This is a genomic window from Streptomyces sp. 6N223, assembly GCF_052246635.1.
Lineage (GTDB): Bacteria > Actinomycetota > Actinomycetes > Streptomycetales > Streptomycetaceae > Streptomyces.
Map to the genome: position 1 here is coordinate 1 of NZ_JBQQCA010000091.1, position 13217 is coordinate 13217.

Here is a 13217-nt window from a genome sequence, read left to right on the forward strand (position 1 = left end):
ACACAGGGGGTCCGGGGGCGGAGCCCCCGAGGGGCGGGTGGGCGGGGAAGACCCATTACGCCAGCGGGTCCGGCGCCGCCTTCACCCCGAGGCGAGCGAGACGCTCGCGCCCGCCATCCGGCGCCGTCAACACGAGCGGCCCTTCCTCCGTGAGCGCCACCGAGTGCTCCCAGTGGCACGCCCACGTGCCGTCGTTCGTCTTGACGGTCCACTCGTCGGCCAGCACGTGCGTCTTCGCGGTGCCCAGCGACACCATCGGCTCGATCGCCAGGCAGAAGCCCGGCACCAGCCGGGGCCCGCGCCCGCGCCGCCGGTCCACGTAGTTCAGCAGGTGGGGATCCATGTGCATCTCGCTGCCGATGCCGTGCCCGCCGTACTGCTCGATGATCCCGTACCGGCCGGAGGACGGCAGCGGCTGCCGCCGGATGAAGGTCTCGATCGCCCGGGAGATGTCGACCAGGCGGTTGCCCTTGCGCATGGCCGCGATGCCGGCCCAGAGCGAGTCCTCCGTCACCCGGCTCAGCTCGACCAGCTGCGGAGAGTGACCCTCGCCGACCAAGACCGTGATCGCCGCGTCGCCGTGCCAGCTGTCGACGATGGCGCCGGCGTCGATGGAGATGATGTCGCCCGCCTTCAGCACGGTCTTCCGGTCGGGGATGCCGTGCACGACCACGTCGTTCACGGAGGTGCAGATGGTGGCGGGGAAGCCGCCGTAGCCGAGGAAGTTCGGCTTGGCGCCGTGGTCGGCCAGCACCTGGGCGGCTATCTCGTCCAGATCCTTGGTCGTGGCCCCGGGCACCGCCGCCGCCGCGCAGGCGCGGTGCACCTCGGCCACGACGAGGCCGGCCGCGCGCATCTTGGCGATCTGTTCGGGGGTCTTGATCTCGACCATCGCGGGTCCTTGTCCTCCGGGTCTTCCGGGTCTGCCGGGTCTGCCGGACTTACTCGGCCCGCTCCGGCAGGGCCGCCATGGCGCGCTGCGTCACCTGGGGGACTGTGCCGAGCGCGGAGATCGTCACCACCAGGCCCTGCGCCCGGTAGTAGTCGATGATCGGCTCGGTCTCCTCGTGGTACACCGCGAGCCGCTTACGTACGGTCTCTTCCCGGTCGTCCTCGCGCTGATACAGCTCGCCGCCGCAGGCGTCGCACACGCCCTCGCGCCGGGGCGGGCTGTAGTCCACGTGGAAGACGTGCGAGCTGTCCTTGCGGCACACGCGCCGCCCGGCGATCCGGTGGACCACCTCGTCCTCGGGGATCTCCAGGTCGAGCACGGCGTCCAGCTTGTGCCCCCAGTCCCGCAGCATCCCGTCCAGCGCCTCGGACTGGGAGATGTTGCGGGGGAAGCCGTCGAGCAGGAATCCGTGCCGCGCGTCGGGGCGCTCCATCCGGTCCGCCGCCATCGCCACCGTGACCTCGTCGGGCACCAGGCGGCCCTCGCGCAGGATCGCCTTGACCTGCTCGCCCAGCTCGGTGCCCTGCTCGATGTTGGCCCGGAACAGGTCGCCCGTGGAGATGTGGGGGATGTCCAGACGCTTGGCCAGCAGCGCGGCCTGCGTACCCTTGCCCGCGCCGGGGGGCCCGGTGAGGACGATTCGCATCAGCGGAGGAACCCTTCGTAGTTGCGCTGGTGGAGCTGGCTCTCGATCTGCCGCACTGTCTCCAGGCCCACGCCCACGATGATCAGGATCGATGTCCCTCCGAAGGGGAAGTCCTGCTGCGCGTCGAACATCACCAGCGCGACGGTGGGCACCAGGGCGATGAGGCCCAGGTACAGCGAGCCGGGCCAGGTGATGCGGTTCAGCACGTAGCTCAGGTACTCCACCGTGGGACGGCCCGCCCGGATGCCCGGGATGAAACCACCATACTTCTTCATATTCTCCGCGACGTCTTCGGGGTTGAACGTGATGGCCACGTAGAAGAACGCGAAGAAGACGATGAGCAGGAAGTAGGTGGTGATGTAGTACGGGTGATCGCCGCCGGTGAAGTACCGGTTGATCCAGTCCGCCCAGCCCGCGTCCGTGCCCGCGAACTGCACGATGAGCTGCGGGATGTACAGCAGCGAGGAGGCGAAGATGACGGGGATGACGCCCGCCTGGTTCACCTTCAGCGGGATGTAGGTGGAGGTGCCGCCGTAGGAGCGGCGGCCGATCATCCGCTTGGCGTACTGCACGGGGATACGCCGCTGAGCCAGCTCGACGAAGACCACCAGGCCCACCATGGCCAGGCCGCAGGCGGTGACCACCCCGAACTCGATCCAGCCGTCGGCGAGGCTGCCCTGCTGCTTGATCTGCCACATGGCGGCCGGGAAGCCCGCCGCGATCGAGGTGAACATCAGCATGGACATGCCGTTGCCGATGCCCCGGTCGGTGATCAGCTCGCCCATCCACATGATCAGGATCGTGGCCGACATCAGGGTGATCACCATGATCATGGTGGTCCAGATCGAGTCATCCGGAATGATGTCGTTGCGGACCGAGCACTGCGGGAAGAGGGTGCCGCTGCGGGCGGTGGCCACCAGGCCGGTGGCCTGCAGCACCGCGAGCGCCACCGTCAGGTAGCGCGTGTACTGCGTGATCTTCGCCTGCCCGGCCTGGCCCTCCTTCTTCAGGGCCTCCAGCCGCGGGATCACCACGACCAGCAGCTGCAGGATGATGCTGGCCGTGATGTACGGCATGATGCCGAGCGCGAAGACGGTCAGCTGCAGCAGCGCGCCGCCGCTGAACATGTTGACCAGACCGAAGAGGCTGGAGCTGGCGGAGTCCGCCTGCATCTCGTCGACGCACGTGTTGACGTTGGACCAGCTCACGCCCGGCACGGGGACATGCGCTCCCACCCGGAACAGCACCACGATGCCGAGGGTGAAGAGCAGCTTCTTACGCAGGTCAGGCGTTTGGAACGCCCGGGCGAACGCGGTGAGCACGGCTCCTCCAGCGCCCCCCGCGCCGTGCGCGAGAGGTGACGGTCTTGAAGTTCAACGGATGACAGATCGGTGGATCGATGCTGCGGTGGCGACAACGCTGGCCACGATACCGGCGTTACCGCTCAGCGGGAATGACCACCTGTACGGCATCCCCCGCCCCACCCGTTCCAGGCACTGGCACGGGCGGGGCGGGGGCAAACCCACCGGACGCTCCTCAGGGCTCCGTGACGGTGCCACCCGCCGCGGTGATCTTCTCCCTCGCGGAGCCGGAGACGGCGTCGACCGTCACCGTCAGCGCCACGGAGATCTCACCGCTGCCGAGCACCTTCACCAGTTCGTTCTTGCGCACCGCGCCCTTGGCCACCAGGTTCTCCTTGGTGACCTCGCCACCCTCCGGGTAGAGGGCCGCCAGCCGGTCCAGGTTGACGACCTGGTACTGCTTGTGAGCGGGGTTGTTGAAGCCCTTCAGCTTCGGCAGCCGCATCTGCAGCGGCAGCTGCCCGCCCTCGAAACCGGCCCTGATCGTGTGACGGGCCTTGGTGCCCTTGGTGCCACGGCCGGCCGTCTTGCCCTTGGACGCCTCGCCCCGACCCTTGCGGATCTTGGACTTCTTCGCGCCCGGGGCGGGACGGAGGTCGTGGAGCTTGATCGGGCCCGCCTCCGGGGCAGCCGTTTCGTCGCTTCCCTTGCTCAGCTCCGCCATCTCAGTCCACCTCCTCGACCTTCACCAGGTGGCGCACGGTGTTGGCCATGCCGCGGATCTCCGGACGGTCCTCCTTGATGACCGTCTGGTTGATCTTCTTCAGGCCCAGCGAACGCAGCGTGTCCCGGTGGTTCTGCTTGGTCCCGATCCGGGACTTGACCTGGGTGATCTTCAGCCGCGCCATCACGCACCCACTCCGGCGCGCGCCCGCAGCAGAGCGGCGGGGGCCACGTCTTCCAGGGGCAGGCCCCGGCGGGCCGCGATCTCCTCGGGGCGCTGCAGGCCCTTCAGAGCGGCCACCGTGGCGTGCACGATGTTGATCGGGTTCGACGATCCGAGCGACTTGCTGAGCACGTCGTGGATGCCGGCGCACTCCAGCACGGCGCGCACCGGGCCGCCGGCGATGACGCCGGTACCCGGCGAGGCCGGCTTCAGCAGCACGATGCCCGCGGCCTCCTCACCCTGGATCGGGTGCGGGATGGTGCCCTGGATGCGGGGGATCTTGAAGAAGTGCTTCTTCGCCTCCTCCACGCCCTTGGCGATCGCGGCCGGCACCTCCTTGGCCTTGCCGTACCCGACACCGACGGTGCCGTCGCCGTCGCCCACCACGACCAGCGCGGTGAAGCTGAAGCGGCGGCCGCCCTTCACTACCTTGGCGACGCGGTTGATCGCGACGACGCGCTCGACGTACGCGGTCTTCTCGGCGGCGGCACCGCCGCCGTCCCGGCCCTTACGGTCCCGCCGCTCGCCGCCACCGCCGCCGCCGGAGCGGCGCTGTGGTCCAGCCATGGGAATTACCTCTCTCGATTCGAATAACGACGGGACCGGCTCAGAACTTGAGCCCCGCCTCGCGGGCGGCGTCGGCCAGCGCGGCCACCCGCCCGGCGTACTTGCTGCCGCCTCGGTCGAAGACGACGGCCTCGATGCCGGCGGCCTTCGCCCGTTCGGCGACGAGGGCGCCGACCTGCTTGGCCTTCGCGCTCTTGTCGCCGTCTACGCCACGGATGGACTGGTCGAGCGAGGAGGCGGAGGCCAGGGTGTGGCCCTGCACGTCGTCGATGACCTGCGCCACCATGTGCCGGTTCGACCGGGTCACCACCAGGCGCGGCCGCTCGGGCGTGCCCGAGACCTTCTTGCGCACGCGCAGGTGGCGGCGCTTCGCGGCGGCGCGCTTGCGCGCGTCGCCCTTGGCGATCTTGACGCCGTATGCCATGGCTTACTTACCCGCCTTTCCGACCTTGCGGCGGATGACTTCGCCTTCGTACTTCACGCCCTTGGCCTTGTACGGGTCGGGCTTCCGCAGCTTGCGGATGTTCGCCGCGACCTCGCCGACCTTCTGCTTGTCGATGCCCTCGACGCTGAACCGGGTCGGTGTCTCGACCTTGAAGGTGATGCCCTCCGGCGGCTCCACCACGATGGGGTGGCTGTAGCCGAGGGAGAACTCCAGGTTGGAACCCTTGGCCTGGACGCGGTACCCGACGCCGCTGATCTCCAGCTTCTTCACGTACCCCTCGGTGACGCCGGTGACCATGTTGGCCACGAGCGTGCGGGAGAGGCCGTGCAGTGCGCGGACCTTGTTCTCGTCGTTCGGGCGGGTCACCAGGATGGTGCCGTCGTCACCGCGGCCCACCTGGATGGGCGAGGCCACGGTGTGCGAGAGCGAACCCTTGGGGCCCTTCACGGCGACGGTGCGTCCGTCGATCGTGACGTCCACGCCCGTGGGAACCGGGATGGGCTGCTTGCCGATGCGCGACATGGCTTGGCTTTCCTCCGTTCCCTTCCGTCACCAGACGTAGGCGAGGACTTCCCCGCCCACGCCCTTCTTCTGTGCCTGCTTGTCGGTCAGCAGGCCGTGGGAGGTGGAGATGATCGCCACTCCCAGGCCGCCGAGCACCCGGGGCAGGCTGGTGGACTTCGCGTAGACCCGCAGGCCCGGCTTGGAGATCCGCTTGATGCCGGCGATCGAACGCTCGCGGTTCGGGCCGTACTTCAGCTCCAGGACGAGGGCCTTGCCCACCTGGGCCTCCTCGGTCCGCCACCCCGTGATGTAGCCCTCCTGCTGGAGGATCTCCGCGATGTGGGACTTGATCTTGCTGTGCGGCATCACCACGTTGTCGTGATACGCCGAGTTCGCGTTCCGCAGACGGGTCAGCATGTCTGCGATCGGGTCGGTCATGGTCATGTGTGGGGCCTTCGGCCTCTCTCGCCGGGGTTTCCCCGCCTGAGCGGGGACCTACGGCGTTGCGGGATTACCAGGAGCTCTTGGTGACGCCCGGCAGCTCGCCGCGGTGCGCCATCTGACGCAGGCACACGCGGCACAGGCCGAACTTGCGGTACACCGAGTGGGGCCGGCCGCAGCGCTGGCAGCGGGTGTAGGCGCGCACCTGGAACTTGGGCTTGCGGTTGGCCTTGGCGATCAGAGCCTTCTTCGCCACAGCTCACGCCTCCTTGAAGGGGAAACCGAGGTGGCGCAGCAGGGCGCGGCCTTCCTCGTCGGTCTTGGCCGTGGTGACCACGGTGATGTCCATGCCGCGCACCCGGTCGATGCCGTCCGGGTCGATCTCGTGGAACATCAGCTGTTCGGTGAGGCCGAAGGTGTAGTTGCCCCGGCCGTCGAACTGCTTGGGCGACAGGCCGCGGAAGTCACGGATCCGCGGCAGCGCCAGCGACAGCAGGCGGTCGAGGAACTCCCACATCCGGTCGCCGCGCAGCGTGGTGTGGGCGCCGATCGGCTGGCCCTCACGCAGCTTGAACTGGGCGATGGACTTGCGGGCGCGGGTCACCACCGGCTTCTGGCCGGTGATCGTGGCGAGGTCCTTCACGGCGCCCTCGATGAGCTTGGAGTCGCGGGCGGCCTCGCCCACACCCATGTTCACCACGATCTTGGTGAGGCCGGGCACCTGCATGACGTTGGCGTACTCGAACTCGTCACGCAGCTTGCCGGTGATCTCCTCGCGGTAGCGCAGCTTCAGGCGCGGCGCCGGCGCGGTCTGGGTAGCGGTGGCAGTGGTCATCAGATGTCCTCACCGGTCCGGCGCGCAACGCGGATCTTGTTGCCGTCGTCGTCGAAGCGGTAGCCGATGCGGGTGGTGACCTTCTTGCCGTCCTTCTCCACGACCAGCATCACGTTGCTGATGTGGATGGGGGCCTCGGTCGTGATGATGCCACCGGTCTTCGAGCCGCGCTGGGTCTGGCCGGCCTTGATGTGCTTCTTGACCCGGTTGACACCCTCGACGATGACGCGGTCCTCGCGGGGCATGGCCACGATGACCTTGCCCTGCTTGCCCTTGTCCTTGCCGGTGATGACCTGGACCAGGTCGCCCTTCTTGATCTTCATCGGTTACAGCACCTCCGGCGCGAGGGAGATGATCTTCATGAACTTCTTCTCGCGCAGTTCCCGGCCGACGGGGCCGAAGATACGGGTGCCACGGGGGTCGCCGTCGTTCCTGAGCAGCACGGCGGCGTTCTCGTCGAAGCGGATGTACGAGCCGTCGGGCCGCCGGCGCTCCTTCACGGCGCGGACGATGACGGCCTTGACCACCTCGCCCTTCTTCACGTTGCCACCGGGGATCGCGTCCTTGACGGTGGCCACGATGACGTCGCCGATGCCCGCGTAGCGGCGACCGGAGCCGCCGAGAACGCGGATGCACAGGATCTCCTTGGCACCCGTGTTGTCGGCGACGCGCAGTCGCGACTCCTGCTGGATCATTGGTTACTTCGCCTTCTCAAGAATCTCCACGACGCGCCAGCGCTTGGTCGCGGACAGCGGACGGGTCTCCATCAGCAGCACGCGGTCGCCCACGCCGGCGGCGTTCTGCTCGTCGTGCGCCTTGAGCTTGCTGGTGCGGCGGATGATCTTGCCGTACAGGGCGTGCTTGACGCGGTCCTCGACGGCGACGACAACGGTCTTGTCCATCTTGTCGCTGACGACGAGGCCCTCACGGGTCTTACGCCGGCCGCGCTGCTCGGCGGTCATTGTTTCCTCACTCATCGGGCGTCCTCCACCGCCTCGGCCTGGTCGGCGGACTCAGCCGCCGCGGACTCCTCGACCACGACCACGGTCTCGATGCCGAGCTCCCGCTCGCGCATCAGCGTGTAGACCCGGGCGATGTCCTTGCGGACGGCCTTCAGGCGGCTGTTGTTCTCCAGCTGGCCGGTCGCCGCCTGGAAGCGGAGGCGGAACAGCTCCTCCTTGGCCTCGCGCAGCTTCACGACGAGCTCCTCGTCGTTCAGCTCGCGCAGCTCGGAAACCTTGGTGCCGACGGCCATCAGGACTCACCTGCCTCGCGCCGGACGATCCGGCACTTCATCGGAAGCTTGTGAGCGGCGCGGGTGAGCGCCTCACGCGCGATCTTCTCGTTGGGGTAGGACAGCTCGAACATCACCCGGCCGGGCTTCACGTTGGCCACCCACCACTCGGGCGAGCCCTTGCCGGAGCCCATGCGGGTCTCGGCGGGCTTCTTGGTCAGCGGGCGGTCGGGGAAGATGTTGATCCACACCTTGCCGCCGCGCTTGATGTGGCGGGTCATGGAGATACGAGCGGCCTCGATCTGCCGGTTGGTGACGTACGCCGCGGTGACGGCCTGGATGCCGTACTCGCCGAAGGCGACCTCGGTACCGCCCTTTGCCATGCCGCGGCGCTTGGGGTGGTGCTGCTTGCGGTACTTGACCTTGCGCGGGATCAGCATGGGATCAGCCCTCCGTTCCGGTGGTGCTCTCGGTGGGCGGAGCGGCGGGGGCCGGCGTCTCGGCCTGCGGGGCCTCGGCGGCGGGCGCGCTCTGCTGCTGTTGCTGCTGCTGCGGGCGGCGGCCACGGCCACCGCGCTCGCCACGGCCGCGGGCGGGGCGCTCGCCGCCCGGTCCGCCGCGGGCGGGCCGGTTGCCGGCGCGGGCCGCGGCGTTCTCGGCACGGACCTCGGCGATGTTCTTCACGTCGCCCTTGTAGATCCACACCTTCACGCCGATGCGGCCGAAGGTGGTGCGGGCCTCGAAGAAGCCGTAGTCCACGTTGGCGCGCAGGGTGTGCAGCGGAACGCGGCCCTCGCGGTAGAACTCCGAGCGCGACATCTCGGCACCGCCGAGGCGGCCGCCGCACTGGATCTTGATGCCCTTGGCGCCGGCCTTCATCGTGGACTGCATCGACTTCCGCATGGCGCGGCGGAAGGAGACGCGGGAGGACAGCTGCTCGGCGACGGCCTGGGCGACGAGCTGGGCGTCGAGCTCCGGGTTCTTCACCTCGAGGATGTTGAACTGGATCTGCTTGCCGGTCAGCTTCTCCAGGTTGCTGCGCAGCCGGTCCGCCTCCGCGCCGCGCCGGCCGATGACGATGCCGGGGCGGGCGGTGTGGACGTCGACGCGGACCCGGTCGCGGGTGCGCTCGATCTCCACCTTGGAGATGCCGGCCCGCTCCATGCCCTGGGTGAGCATGCGGCGGATCGCGACGTCCTCCTTGATGTAGTCCTTGTACAGCTTGTCGGCGTACCAGCGCGACTTGAAGTCGGTGGTGATGCCGAGGCGGAACCCGTGCGGGTTTACCTTCTGGCCCATTACCGGGTTCCCTCCTTGCTGCTGACGACCACCGTGATGTGGCTGGTCCGCTTGCGGATCCGATACGCCCGTCCCTGGGCGCGCGGCCGGAACCGCTTCAGGGTCGGGCCCTCGTCGACGTACGCCTCTTTGACGTAGAGGTCGTCGATATCGGTGTGGTTGTAGTTGTGCGCGGCGTTGGCGATCGCGCTGTCGAGCGCCTTGCCCACGACGACGCTGGCGGCCTGCGGGGCGAAGCGCAGCACCGCCTGCGCCTCCGCGGCGTTCTTGCCTCGGATGAGGTCCACCACGCGACGGGCCTTCATGGGCGTGACGCGGACGTACCGCGCGATGGCCCTGGCTTCCATGGTTGCCCCTTTAGTGTCGGTCATGATCTGCAAACTCCGCTCAGCGCCGCCGCGACTTGCGGTCTTCCTTGACGTGCCCCCGGAAGGTGCGCGTCGGGGCGAACTCGCCGAGCTTGTGGCCGACCATCGACTCGGAGATGAAGACCGGCACGTGCTTGCGGCCGTCGTGGACGGCGATGGTGTGGCCCAGCATCGCCGGGACGATCATCGAGCGGCGAGACCAGGTCTTGATGACGTTCTTGGTGCCGGCTTCGTTCTGTGCGTCCACCTTCTTGATCAGGTGGTCGTCGACGAAGGGCCCCTTCTTCAGGCTGCGCGGCATCGAAACCTGCTCCTAGCGCTTCTTGTTCGTCTTGCGGCGGCGGACGATGTACTTGTTGCTGGCCTTCTTGGGCGAGCGGGTGCGGCCTTCCTTCTTGCCCCAGGGCGACACCGGGTGGCGGCCACCCGAGGTGCGGCCCTCGCCACCGCCGTGCGGGTGGTCCACCGGGTTCATCACGACGCCGCGGACGCTCGGGCGCTTGCCCTTCCAGCGCATCCGGCCCGCCTTGCCCCAGTTGATGTTGGACTGCTCGGCGTTGCCGACCTCGCCGACGGTCGCCCGGCAGCGGACGTCCACCAGCCGGATCTCGCCCGACGGCATGCGCAGGTGGGCCATGCGGCCCTCCTTCGCCAGCAGCTGCACGGATGCGCCGGCCGAGCGGGCGAACTTCGCGCCGCCGCCGGGCTGCAGCTCGATGGCGTGGATGACCGTACCGACCGGGATGTTGCGCAGCGGCAGGTTGTTGCCGGGCTTGATGTCGGCGGAGGGGCCGTTCTCGATACGGTCACCCTGCTTGATGGTGGCCGGGGCGAGGATGTACCGCTTCTCGCCGTCGGCGTAGTGCAGCAGCGCGATGCGCGCCGTGCGGTTGGGGTCGTACTCGATGTGCGCCACCTTGGCGGGCACGCCGTCCTTGTCGTGGCGGCGGAAGTCGATCACCCGGTACGCGCGCTTGTGGCCGCCGCCCTGGTGACGCACGGACACACGGCCGGAGTTGTCCCGGCCGCCCTTGCTGTGCAGCGGGCGGACCAGCGACTTCTCCGGCGTGGACCGGGTGACCTCGACGAAGTCGGCGACGGACGCGCCACGGCGGCCCGGGGTCGTCGGCTTGTACTTGCGGATTCCCATGCTCTTTCAGTCCTCGTCCGGTCTTGCGGACGTATCCGTCGCCTCCGTCAGGAGACGTACGGTCCGCCGAAGATGTCGATGCTGTCGCCCTCGGCGAGGGTCACGATGGCGCGCTTGGTGTTGGCGCGCCGGCCCCAGCCGGTACGGGTGCGCTTGCGCTTGCCCTGCCGGTTGATCGTGTTCACGCTGGTGACCTTGACCGAGAAGATGGCCTCGACGGCCTGCTTGATCTGGGTCTTGTTCGAGCGCGGGTCCACGACGAAGGTGTACTTGTTCTCGTCGAGCAGCGTGTAGCTCTTCTCCGAGACCACCGGCTTGATCAGGATGTCGCGGGGGTCGGTGAACTCCTTGCTGGAGATCACCTCGGCGACGGACTCGTCGGCCATCAGGCGTCGCTCCCTTCGGGCTCCTTGTCGAGCGTGACGGCGTCCTCGGCCTCGGCCTCGGCCGCGCCGGTGGCGCGGGCCACGAAGCTGTCGAAGGCGGCCTTGGTGAAGACCACGTCGTCCGACTCCAGCACGTCGTAGGTGTTGAGCTGGCCCGGGTCGAGGAGGTGGACCTGCGGCAGGTTGCGCGCCGACAGCCACGCGGCCTCGTCCGAGCGCTCGGCGACGAGCAGCAGCTTCCTGCGGTCGGTGATCTTGCCGAGCAGGGTGCGGGCCGCCTTGGTGGAGACCTCGCCGTCCACAACGCCGGTGACCACGTGGATGCGCTCGTGCCGGGCCCGGTCGGTGAGGGCGCCGCGCAGCGCGGCCGCCTTCATCTTCCTCGGGGTGCGCTGCGAGTAGTCGCGCGGCACGGGGCCGTGGACCACGCCACCGCCGGTGAACTGGGGCGCGCGGATCGAGCCCTGGCGGGCGCGGCCGGTGCCCTTCTGGCGGTAGGGCTTCTTGCCGCCGCCGCGGACCTCGCCGCGCGTCTTGGTCTTGTGGGTGCCCTGCCGAGCCGCGGCGAGCTGGGCGACGACGACCTGGTGCATCAGCGGGACGCTGACCCTGGCGTCGAAGATCTCCGGCGGCAGCTCGACGGTGCCGGTCTTCTCACCGGCGGGCGAAAGAATGTCTACGGTGGTCATCTGCTTCAGGCCCCCTTGGCCGCGGTGCGGACCAGGACGAGGCCGCCGTTGGGGCCGGGGACCGGGCCCTTGATGAGCAGCAGCCCCTTCTCCGCGTCAACGGCGTGGACGGTCAGGTTCTGGGTGGTGACCCGCTCGTTGCCCATCCGGCCGGCCATGCGCAGGCCCTTGAAGACGCGGCCCGGGGTGGCGCAGCCGCCGATGGAGCCGGGCGAGCGGTGCTTGCGCTGGGTGCCGTGGGAGGCGCCCAGGCCCCGGAAGCCGTGGCGCTTCATGACGCCGGCGGTGCCCTTGCCCTTGCTCTTGCCGGTCACGTCGACCTTGATGCCGGAGTCGAACACCTCGGCGGTGATCTCCTGGCCCAGGGTGTACTCGCTGGCGTCGCCGGTGCGGATCTCCACGAGGTGGCGGCGCGGGGTGACGTCGGCCTTGACGAAGTGGCCCTTCATGGGCTTGTTCACCTTGCGCGGGTCGATCTCGCCGTAGGCGATCTGGACGGCCTCGTAGCCGTCGCGGTCTGCGGTGCGCACCTGGGTCACGACACAGGGCCCGGCCTTGACCACGGTCACGGGCACGACGCGGTTCGCCTCGTCCCAGACCTGGGTCATGCCGAGCTTCTCGCCCAGGACGCCCTTGATCTGCTTAGCCATCTCTCCCGTGCCTCTCAGAGCTTGATCTCGATGTCGACGCCGGCCGGAAGGTCCAGGCGCATCAGCGAGTCAACGGTCTTCGGCGTCGGGTCGAGAATGTCGATCAGCCGCTTGTGGGTGCGCATCTCGAAGTGCTCGCGCGAGTCCTTGTACTTGTGCGGCGACTTGATGACGCAGTACACGTTCTTCTCCGTGGGCAGCGGCACCGGGCCCGCGACCGACGCCCCCGTGCGGGTCACCGTCTCGACGATCTTCTTCGCCGAGTTGTCGATGACCTCGTGGTCGTAGGCCTTGAGCCGGATGCGGATCTTCTGTCCCGCCATGGCTACTTCGCAGTCCTGTCTCTTCGTCTTCCGCTCTGGAACCCAGTGGTCGCACTCTCCGACCCACGCGGTCGGGCGTGTCGCGCCCGTCCTCGTATTTCCCCGCAGAGGTTTCCTCGGGAAGGAGGGAGGGGAGAACGTCCACCAGGTGCCTGGCTGATGCCCCGCCGACGCTTCCCGGAAGATCCCGGTACTTCCGCGCCTGATCAGGCGCGACGAATACGGTGGGACTCGCTTCCGGTCCTCCCGGCGGGAGGCGCGCGGCATCGGCTCTCAACCGAGCAACCTGGTCAGTGTGCCATACGCTGCGCTGTGCTTGCCAATCGGGACCGAAGGCTCCGCCCCGGTCCCCCTGGGGGCTCCGCCCCCAGCCCCCCGGGGGTTCCCCCGCCCCCCGCCCCGTGGGGCGCTGCCCCAGCCCCCGCCAGGGGCTCCGCCCCCGGACCCCCGTTTTCCCCGCCCACCCCCGCCGGCTCGACGC

At 68.8% G+C, this 13217-nt stretch carries 24 protein-coding genes; all 24 read right to left on the reverse strand.

All coding sequences use genetic code 11. From position 1 onward, the window contains the following. Window positions 1-55 precede the first annotated feature (55 nt). Window positions 56-892, reverse strand: a complete 837-nt coding sequence (map, locus tag ACTWQH_RS31640; protein ID WP_443290257.1) for a type I methionyl aminopeptidase — start codon at window positions 890-892, stop codon at window positions 56-58. A gap of 49 nt (window positions 893-941) precedes the next feature. Next, window positions 942-1598, reverse strand: coding sequence for an adenylate kinase (locus ACTWQH_RS31645; RefSeq protein WP_443290258.1), 657 nt, complete (start codon window positions 1596-1598; stop codon window positions 942-944). Then, the gene (gene secY, locus ACTWQH_RS31650; RefSeq protein ID WP_443290259.1) at window positions 1598-2920 is read right to left on the reverse strand and encodes a preprotein translocase subunit SecY; all 1323 of its coding nucleotides are present in this window, start codon (window positions 2918-2920) and stop codon (window positions 1598-1600) included. The genes ACTWQH_RS31645 and secY overlap by 1 nt, the downstream gene beginning before the upstream one ends. A 214-nt stretch (window positions 2921-3134) precedes the next feature. Beyond that, window positions 3135-3623: a 50S ribosomal protein L15 gene (gene rplO, locus ACTWQH_RS31655; RefSeq protein WP_443290260.1), complete on the reverse strand. Its 489-nt coding sequence runs from the start codon at window positions 3621-3623 to the stop codon at window positions 3135-3137. A 1-nt stretch (window position 3624) separates the two neighbouring features. Beyond that, a complete protein-coding gene (gene rpmD / locus ACTWQH_RS31660) occupies window positions 3625-3807 on the reverse strand; it encodes a 50S ribosomal protein L30 (protein ID WP_443290261.1) in 183 nt (60 codons plus the stop codon). Then, the gene (gene rpsE, locus ACTWQH_RS31665) at window positions 3807-4412 is read right to left on the reverse strand and encodes a 30S ribosomal protein S5 (RefSeq protein ID WP_443290262.1); all 606 of its coding nucleotides are present in this window, start codon (window positions 4410-4412) and stop codon (window positions 3807-3809) included. Before rpsE ends, rpmD begins: the two co-directional genes overlap by 1 nt. 40 nt (window positions 4413-4452) lie before the next feature. Beyond that, window positions 4453-4836: a 50S ribosomal protein L18 gene (rplR, locus tag ACTWQH_RS31670; RefSeq protein WP_443290263.1), complete on the reverse strand. Its 384-nt coding sequence runs from the start codon at window positions 4834-4836 to the stop codon at window positions 4453-4455. 3 nt (window positions 4837-4839) lie between these two features. Next, window positions 4840-5379: a 50S ribosomal protein L6 gene (rplF, locus tag ACTWQH_RS31675; RefSeq protein ID WP_443290264.1), complete on the reverse strand. Its 540-nt coding sequence runs from the start codon at window positions 5377-5379 to the stop codon at window positions 4840-4842. Window positions 5380-5406: 27 nt separating this feature from the next. Continuing rightward, window positions 5407-5805, reverse strand: a complete 399-nt coding sequence (gene rpsH / locus ACTWQH_RS31680) for a 30S ribosomal protein S8 (RefSeq protein ID WP_443290265.1) — start codon at window positions 5803-5805, stop codon at window positions 5407-5409. Between the two features lie 67 nt (window positions 5806-5872). Continuing rightward, window positions 5873-6058, reverse strand: a complete 186-nt coding sequence (locus tag ACTWQH_RS31685) for a type Z 30S ribosomal protein S14 (protein ID WP_443222435.1) — start codon at window positions 6056-6058, stop codon at window positions 5873-5875. A gap of 3 nt (window positions 6059-6061) precedes the next feature. Then, window positions 6062-6637 carry a 50S ribosomal protein L5 gene (gene rplE / locus ACTWQH_RS31690; protein ID WP_443290266.1) on the reverse strand — a complete coding sequence of 192 codons (576 nt, stop codon included), beginning with the start codon at window positions 6635-6637 and terminating at the stop codon, window positions 6062-6064. Next, window positions 6637-6960: a 50S ribosomal protein L24 gene (gene rplX, locus ACTWQH_RS31695; protein WP_443290267.1), complete on the reverse strand. Its 324-nt coding sequence runs from the start codon at window positions 6958-6960 to the stop codon at window positions 6637-6639. Before rplX ends, rplE begins: the two co-directional genes overlap by 1 nt. A 3-nt stretch (window positions 6961-6963) precedes the next feature. Then, a complete protein-coding gene (gene rplN, locus ACTWQH_RS31700; protein ID WP_443222438.1) occupies window positions 6964-7332 on the reverse strand; it encodes a 50S ribosomal protein L14 in 369 nt (122 codons plus the stop codon). 3 nt (window positions 7333-7335) lie between these two features. Next, a complete protein-coding gene (rpsQ, locus tag ACTWQH_RS31705; RefSeq protein WP_443290268.1) occupies window positions 7336-7614 on the reverse strand; it encodes a 30S ribosomal protein S17 in 279 nt (92 codons plus the stop codon). Then, window positions 7611-7892: a 50S ribosomal protein L29 gene (gene rpmC, locus ACTWQH_RS31710; RefSeq protein ID WP_443290269.1), complete on the reverse strand. Its 282-nt coding sequence runs from the start codon at window positions 7890-7892 to the stop codon at window positions 7611-7613. The genes rpsQ and rpmC overlap by 4 nt, the downstream gene beginning before the upstream one ends. Continuing rightward, window positions 7892-8311: a 50S ribosomal protein L16 gene (rplP, locus tag ACTWQH_RS31715; RefSeq protein WP_443222441.1), complete on the reverse strand. Its 420-nt coding sequence runs from the start codon at window positions 8309-8311 to the stop codon at window positions 7892-7894. Before rplP ends, rpmC begins: the two co-directional genes overlap by 1 nt. Before the next feature lie 4 nt (window positions 8312-8315). After that, window positions 8316-9170, reverse strand: a complete 855-nt coding sequence (gene rpsC / locus ACTWQH_RS31720; protein ID WP_443290270.1) for a 30S ribosomal protein S3 — start codon at window positions 9168-9170, stop codon at window positions 8316-8318. Next, entirely contained in the window at window positions 9170-9517 is a 348-nt protein-coding gene (rplV, locus tag ACTWQH_RS31725; protein WP_443290276.1) for a 50S ribosomal protein L22, read from the reverse strand. The genes rpsC and rplV overlap by 1 nt, the downstream gene beginning before the upstream one ends. 40 nt (window positions 9518-9557) lie before the next feature. After that, window positions 9558-9839: a 30S ribosomal protein S19 gene (rpsS, locus tag ACTWQH_RS31730; protein WP_443290271.1), complete on the reverse strand. Its 282-nt coding sequence runs from the start codon at window positions 9837-9839 to the stop codon at window positions 9558-9560. Between the two features lie 12 nt (window positions 9840-9851). Beyond that, a complete protein-coding gene (gene rplB / locus ACTWQH_RS31735; protein ID WP_443290272.1) occupies window positions 9852-10688 on the reverse strand; it encodes a 50S ribosomal protein L2 in 837 nt (278 codons plus the stop codon). Window positions 10689-10735: 47 nt separating this feature from the next. After that, window positions 10736-11074, reverse strand: a complete 339-nt coding sequence (gene rplW / locus ACTWQH_RS31740; RefSeq protein WP_443290273.1) for a 50S ribosomal protein L23 — start codon at window positions 11072-11074, stop codon at window positions 10736-10738. Next, a complete protein-coding gene (rplD, locus tag ACTWQH_RS31745; protein WP_443290274.1) occupies window positions 11074-11763 on the reverse strand; it encodes a 50S ribosomal protein L4 in 690 nt (229 codons plus the stop codon). Before rplD ends, rplW begins: the two co-directional genes overlap by 1 nt. A 5-nt stretch (window positions 11764-11768) precedes the next feature. After that, on the reverse strand, window positions 11769-12413 hold the full coding sequence (rplC, locus tag ACTWQH_RS31750; RefSeq protein WP_443290275.1) for a 50S ribosomal protein L3: 645 nt from the start codon (window positions 12411-12413) through the stop codon (window positions 11769-11771). 14 nt (window positions 12414-12427) lie between these two features. Further along, the gene (rpsJ, locus tag ACTWQH_RS31755; protein ID WP_016473429.1) at window positions 12428-12736 is read right to left on the reverse strand and encodes a 30S ribosomal protein S10; all 309 of its coding nucleotides are present in this window, start codon (window positions 12734-12736) and stop codon (window positions 12428-12430) included. Between the last annotated feature and the right edge of the window lie 481 nt (window positions 12737-13217).

Excerpts from the sequence above, each read along its gene's own strand:
- map (WP_443290257.1), bottom strand. The coding sequence starts at position 892 with ATGGTCGAGATCAAGACCCCCGAACAGATCGCCAAGATGCGCGCGGCC.
- ACTWQH_RS31645 (WP_443290258.1), bottom strand. The coding sequence starts at position 1,598 with ATGCGAATCGTCCTCACCGGGCCCCCCGGCGCGGGCAAGGGTACGCAG.
- rplO (WP_443290260.1), bottom strand. The coding sequence starts at position 3,623 with ATGGCGGAGCTGAGCAAGGGAAGCGACGAAACGGCTGCCCCGGAGGCG.
- rpmD (WP_443290261.1), bottom strand. The coding sequence starts at position 3,807 with ATGGCGCGGCTGAAGATCACCCAGGTCAAGTCCCGGATCGGGACCAAG.
- rpsE (WP_443290262.1), bottom strand. The coding sequence starts at position 4,412 with ATGGCTGGACCACAGCGCCGCTCCGGCGGCGGCGGTGGCGGCGAGCGG.
- rplR (WP_443290263.1), bottom strand. The coding sequence starts at position 4,836 with ATGGCATACGGCGTCAAGATCGCCAAGGGCGACGCGCGCAAGCGCGCC.
- rplF (WP_443290264.1), bottom strand. The coding sequence starts at position 5,379 with ATGTCGCGCATCGGCAAGCAGCCCATCCCGGTTCCCACGGGCGTGGAC.
- rpsH (WP_443290265.1), bottom strand. The coding sequence starts at position 5,805 with ATGACCATGACCGACCCGATCGCAGACATGCTGACCCGTCTGCGGAAC.
- rplE (WP_443290266.1), bottom strand. The coding sequence starts at position 6,637 with ATGACCACTGCCACCGCTACCCAGACCGCGCCGGCGCCGCGCCTGAAG.
- rplX (WP_443290267.1), bottom strand. The coding sequence starts at position 6,960 with ATGAAGATCAAGAAGGGCGACCTGGTCCAGGTCATCACCGGCAAGGAC.
- rplN (WP_443222438.1), bottom strand. The coding sequence starts at position 7,332 with ATGATCCAGCAGGAGTCGCGACTGCGCGTCGCCGACAACACGGGTGCC.
- rpsQ (WP_443290268.1), bottom strand. The coding sequence starts at position 7,614 with ATGAGTGAGGAAACAATGACCGCCGAGCAGCGCGGCCGGCGTAAGACC.
- rpmC (WP_443290269.1), bottom strand. The coding sequence starts at position 7,892 with ATGGCCGTCGGCACCAAGGTTTCCGAGCTGCGCGAGCTGAACGACGAG.
- rplP (WP_443222441.1), bottom strand. The coding sequence starts at position 8,311 with ATGCTGATCCCGCGCAAGGTCAAGTACCGCAAGCAGCACCACCCCAAG.
- rpsC (WP_443290270.1), bottom strand. The coding sequence starts at position 9,170 with ATGGGCCAGAAGGTAAACCCGCACGGGTTCCGCCTCGGCATCACCACC.
- rplV (WP_443290276.1), bottom strand. The coding sequence starts at position 9,517 with ATGGAAGCCAGGGCCATCGCGCGGTACGTCCGCGTCACGCCCATGAAG.
- rpsS (WP_443290271.1), bottom strand. The coding sequence starts at position 9,839 with ATGCCGCGCAGCCTGAAGAAGGGGCCCTTCGTCGACGACCACCTGATC.
- rplB (WP_443290272.1), bottom strand. The coding sequence starts at position 10,688 with ATGGGAATCCGCAAGTACAAGCCGACGACCCCGGGCCGCCGTGGCGCG.
- rplW (WP_443290273.1), bottom strand. The coding sequence starts at position 11,074 with ATGGCCGACGAGTCCGTCGCCGAGGTGATCTCCAGCAAGGAGTTCACC.
- rplD (WP_443290274.1), bottom strand. The coding sequence starts at position 11,763 with ATGACCACCGTAGACATTCTTTCGCCCGCCGGTGAGAAGACCGGCACC.
- rplC (WP_443290275.1), bottom strand. The coding sequence starts at position 12,413 with ATGGCTAAGCAGATCAAGGGCGTCCTGGGCGAGAAGCTCGGCATGACC.
- rpsJ (WP_016473429.1), bottom strand. The coding sequence starts at position 12,736 with ATGGCGGGACAGAAGATCCGCATCCGGCTCAAGGCCTACGACCACGAG.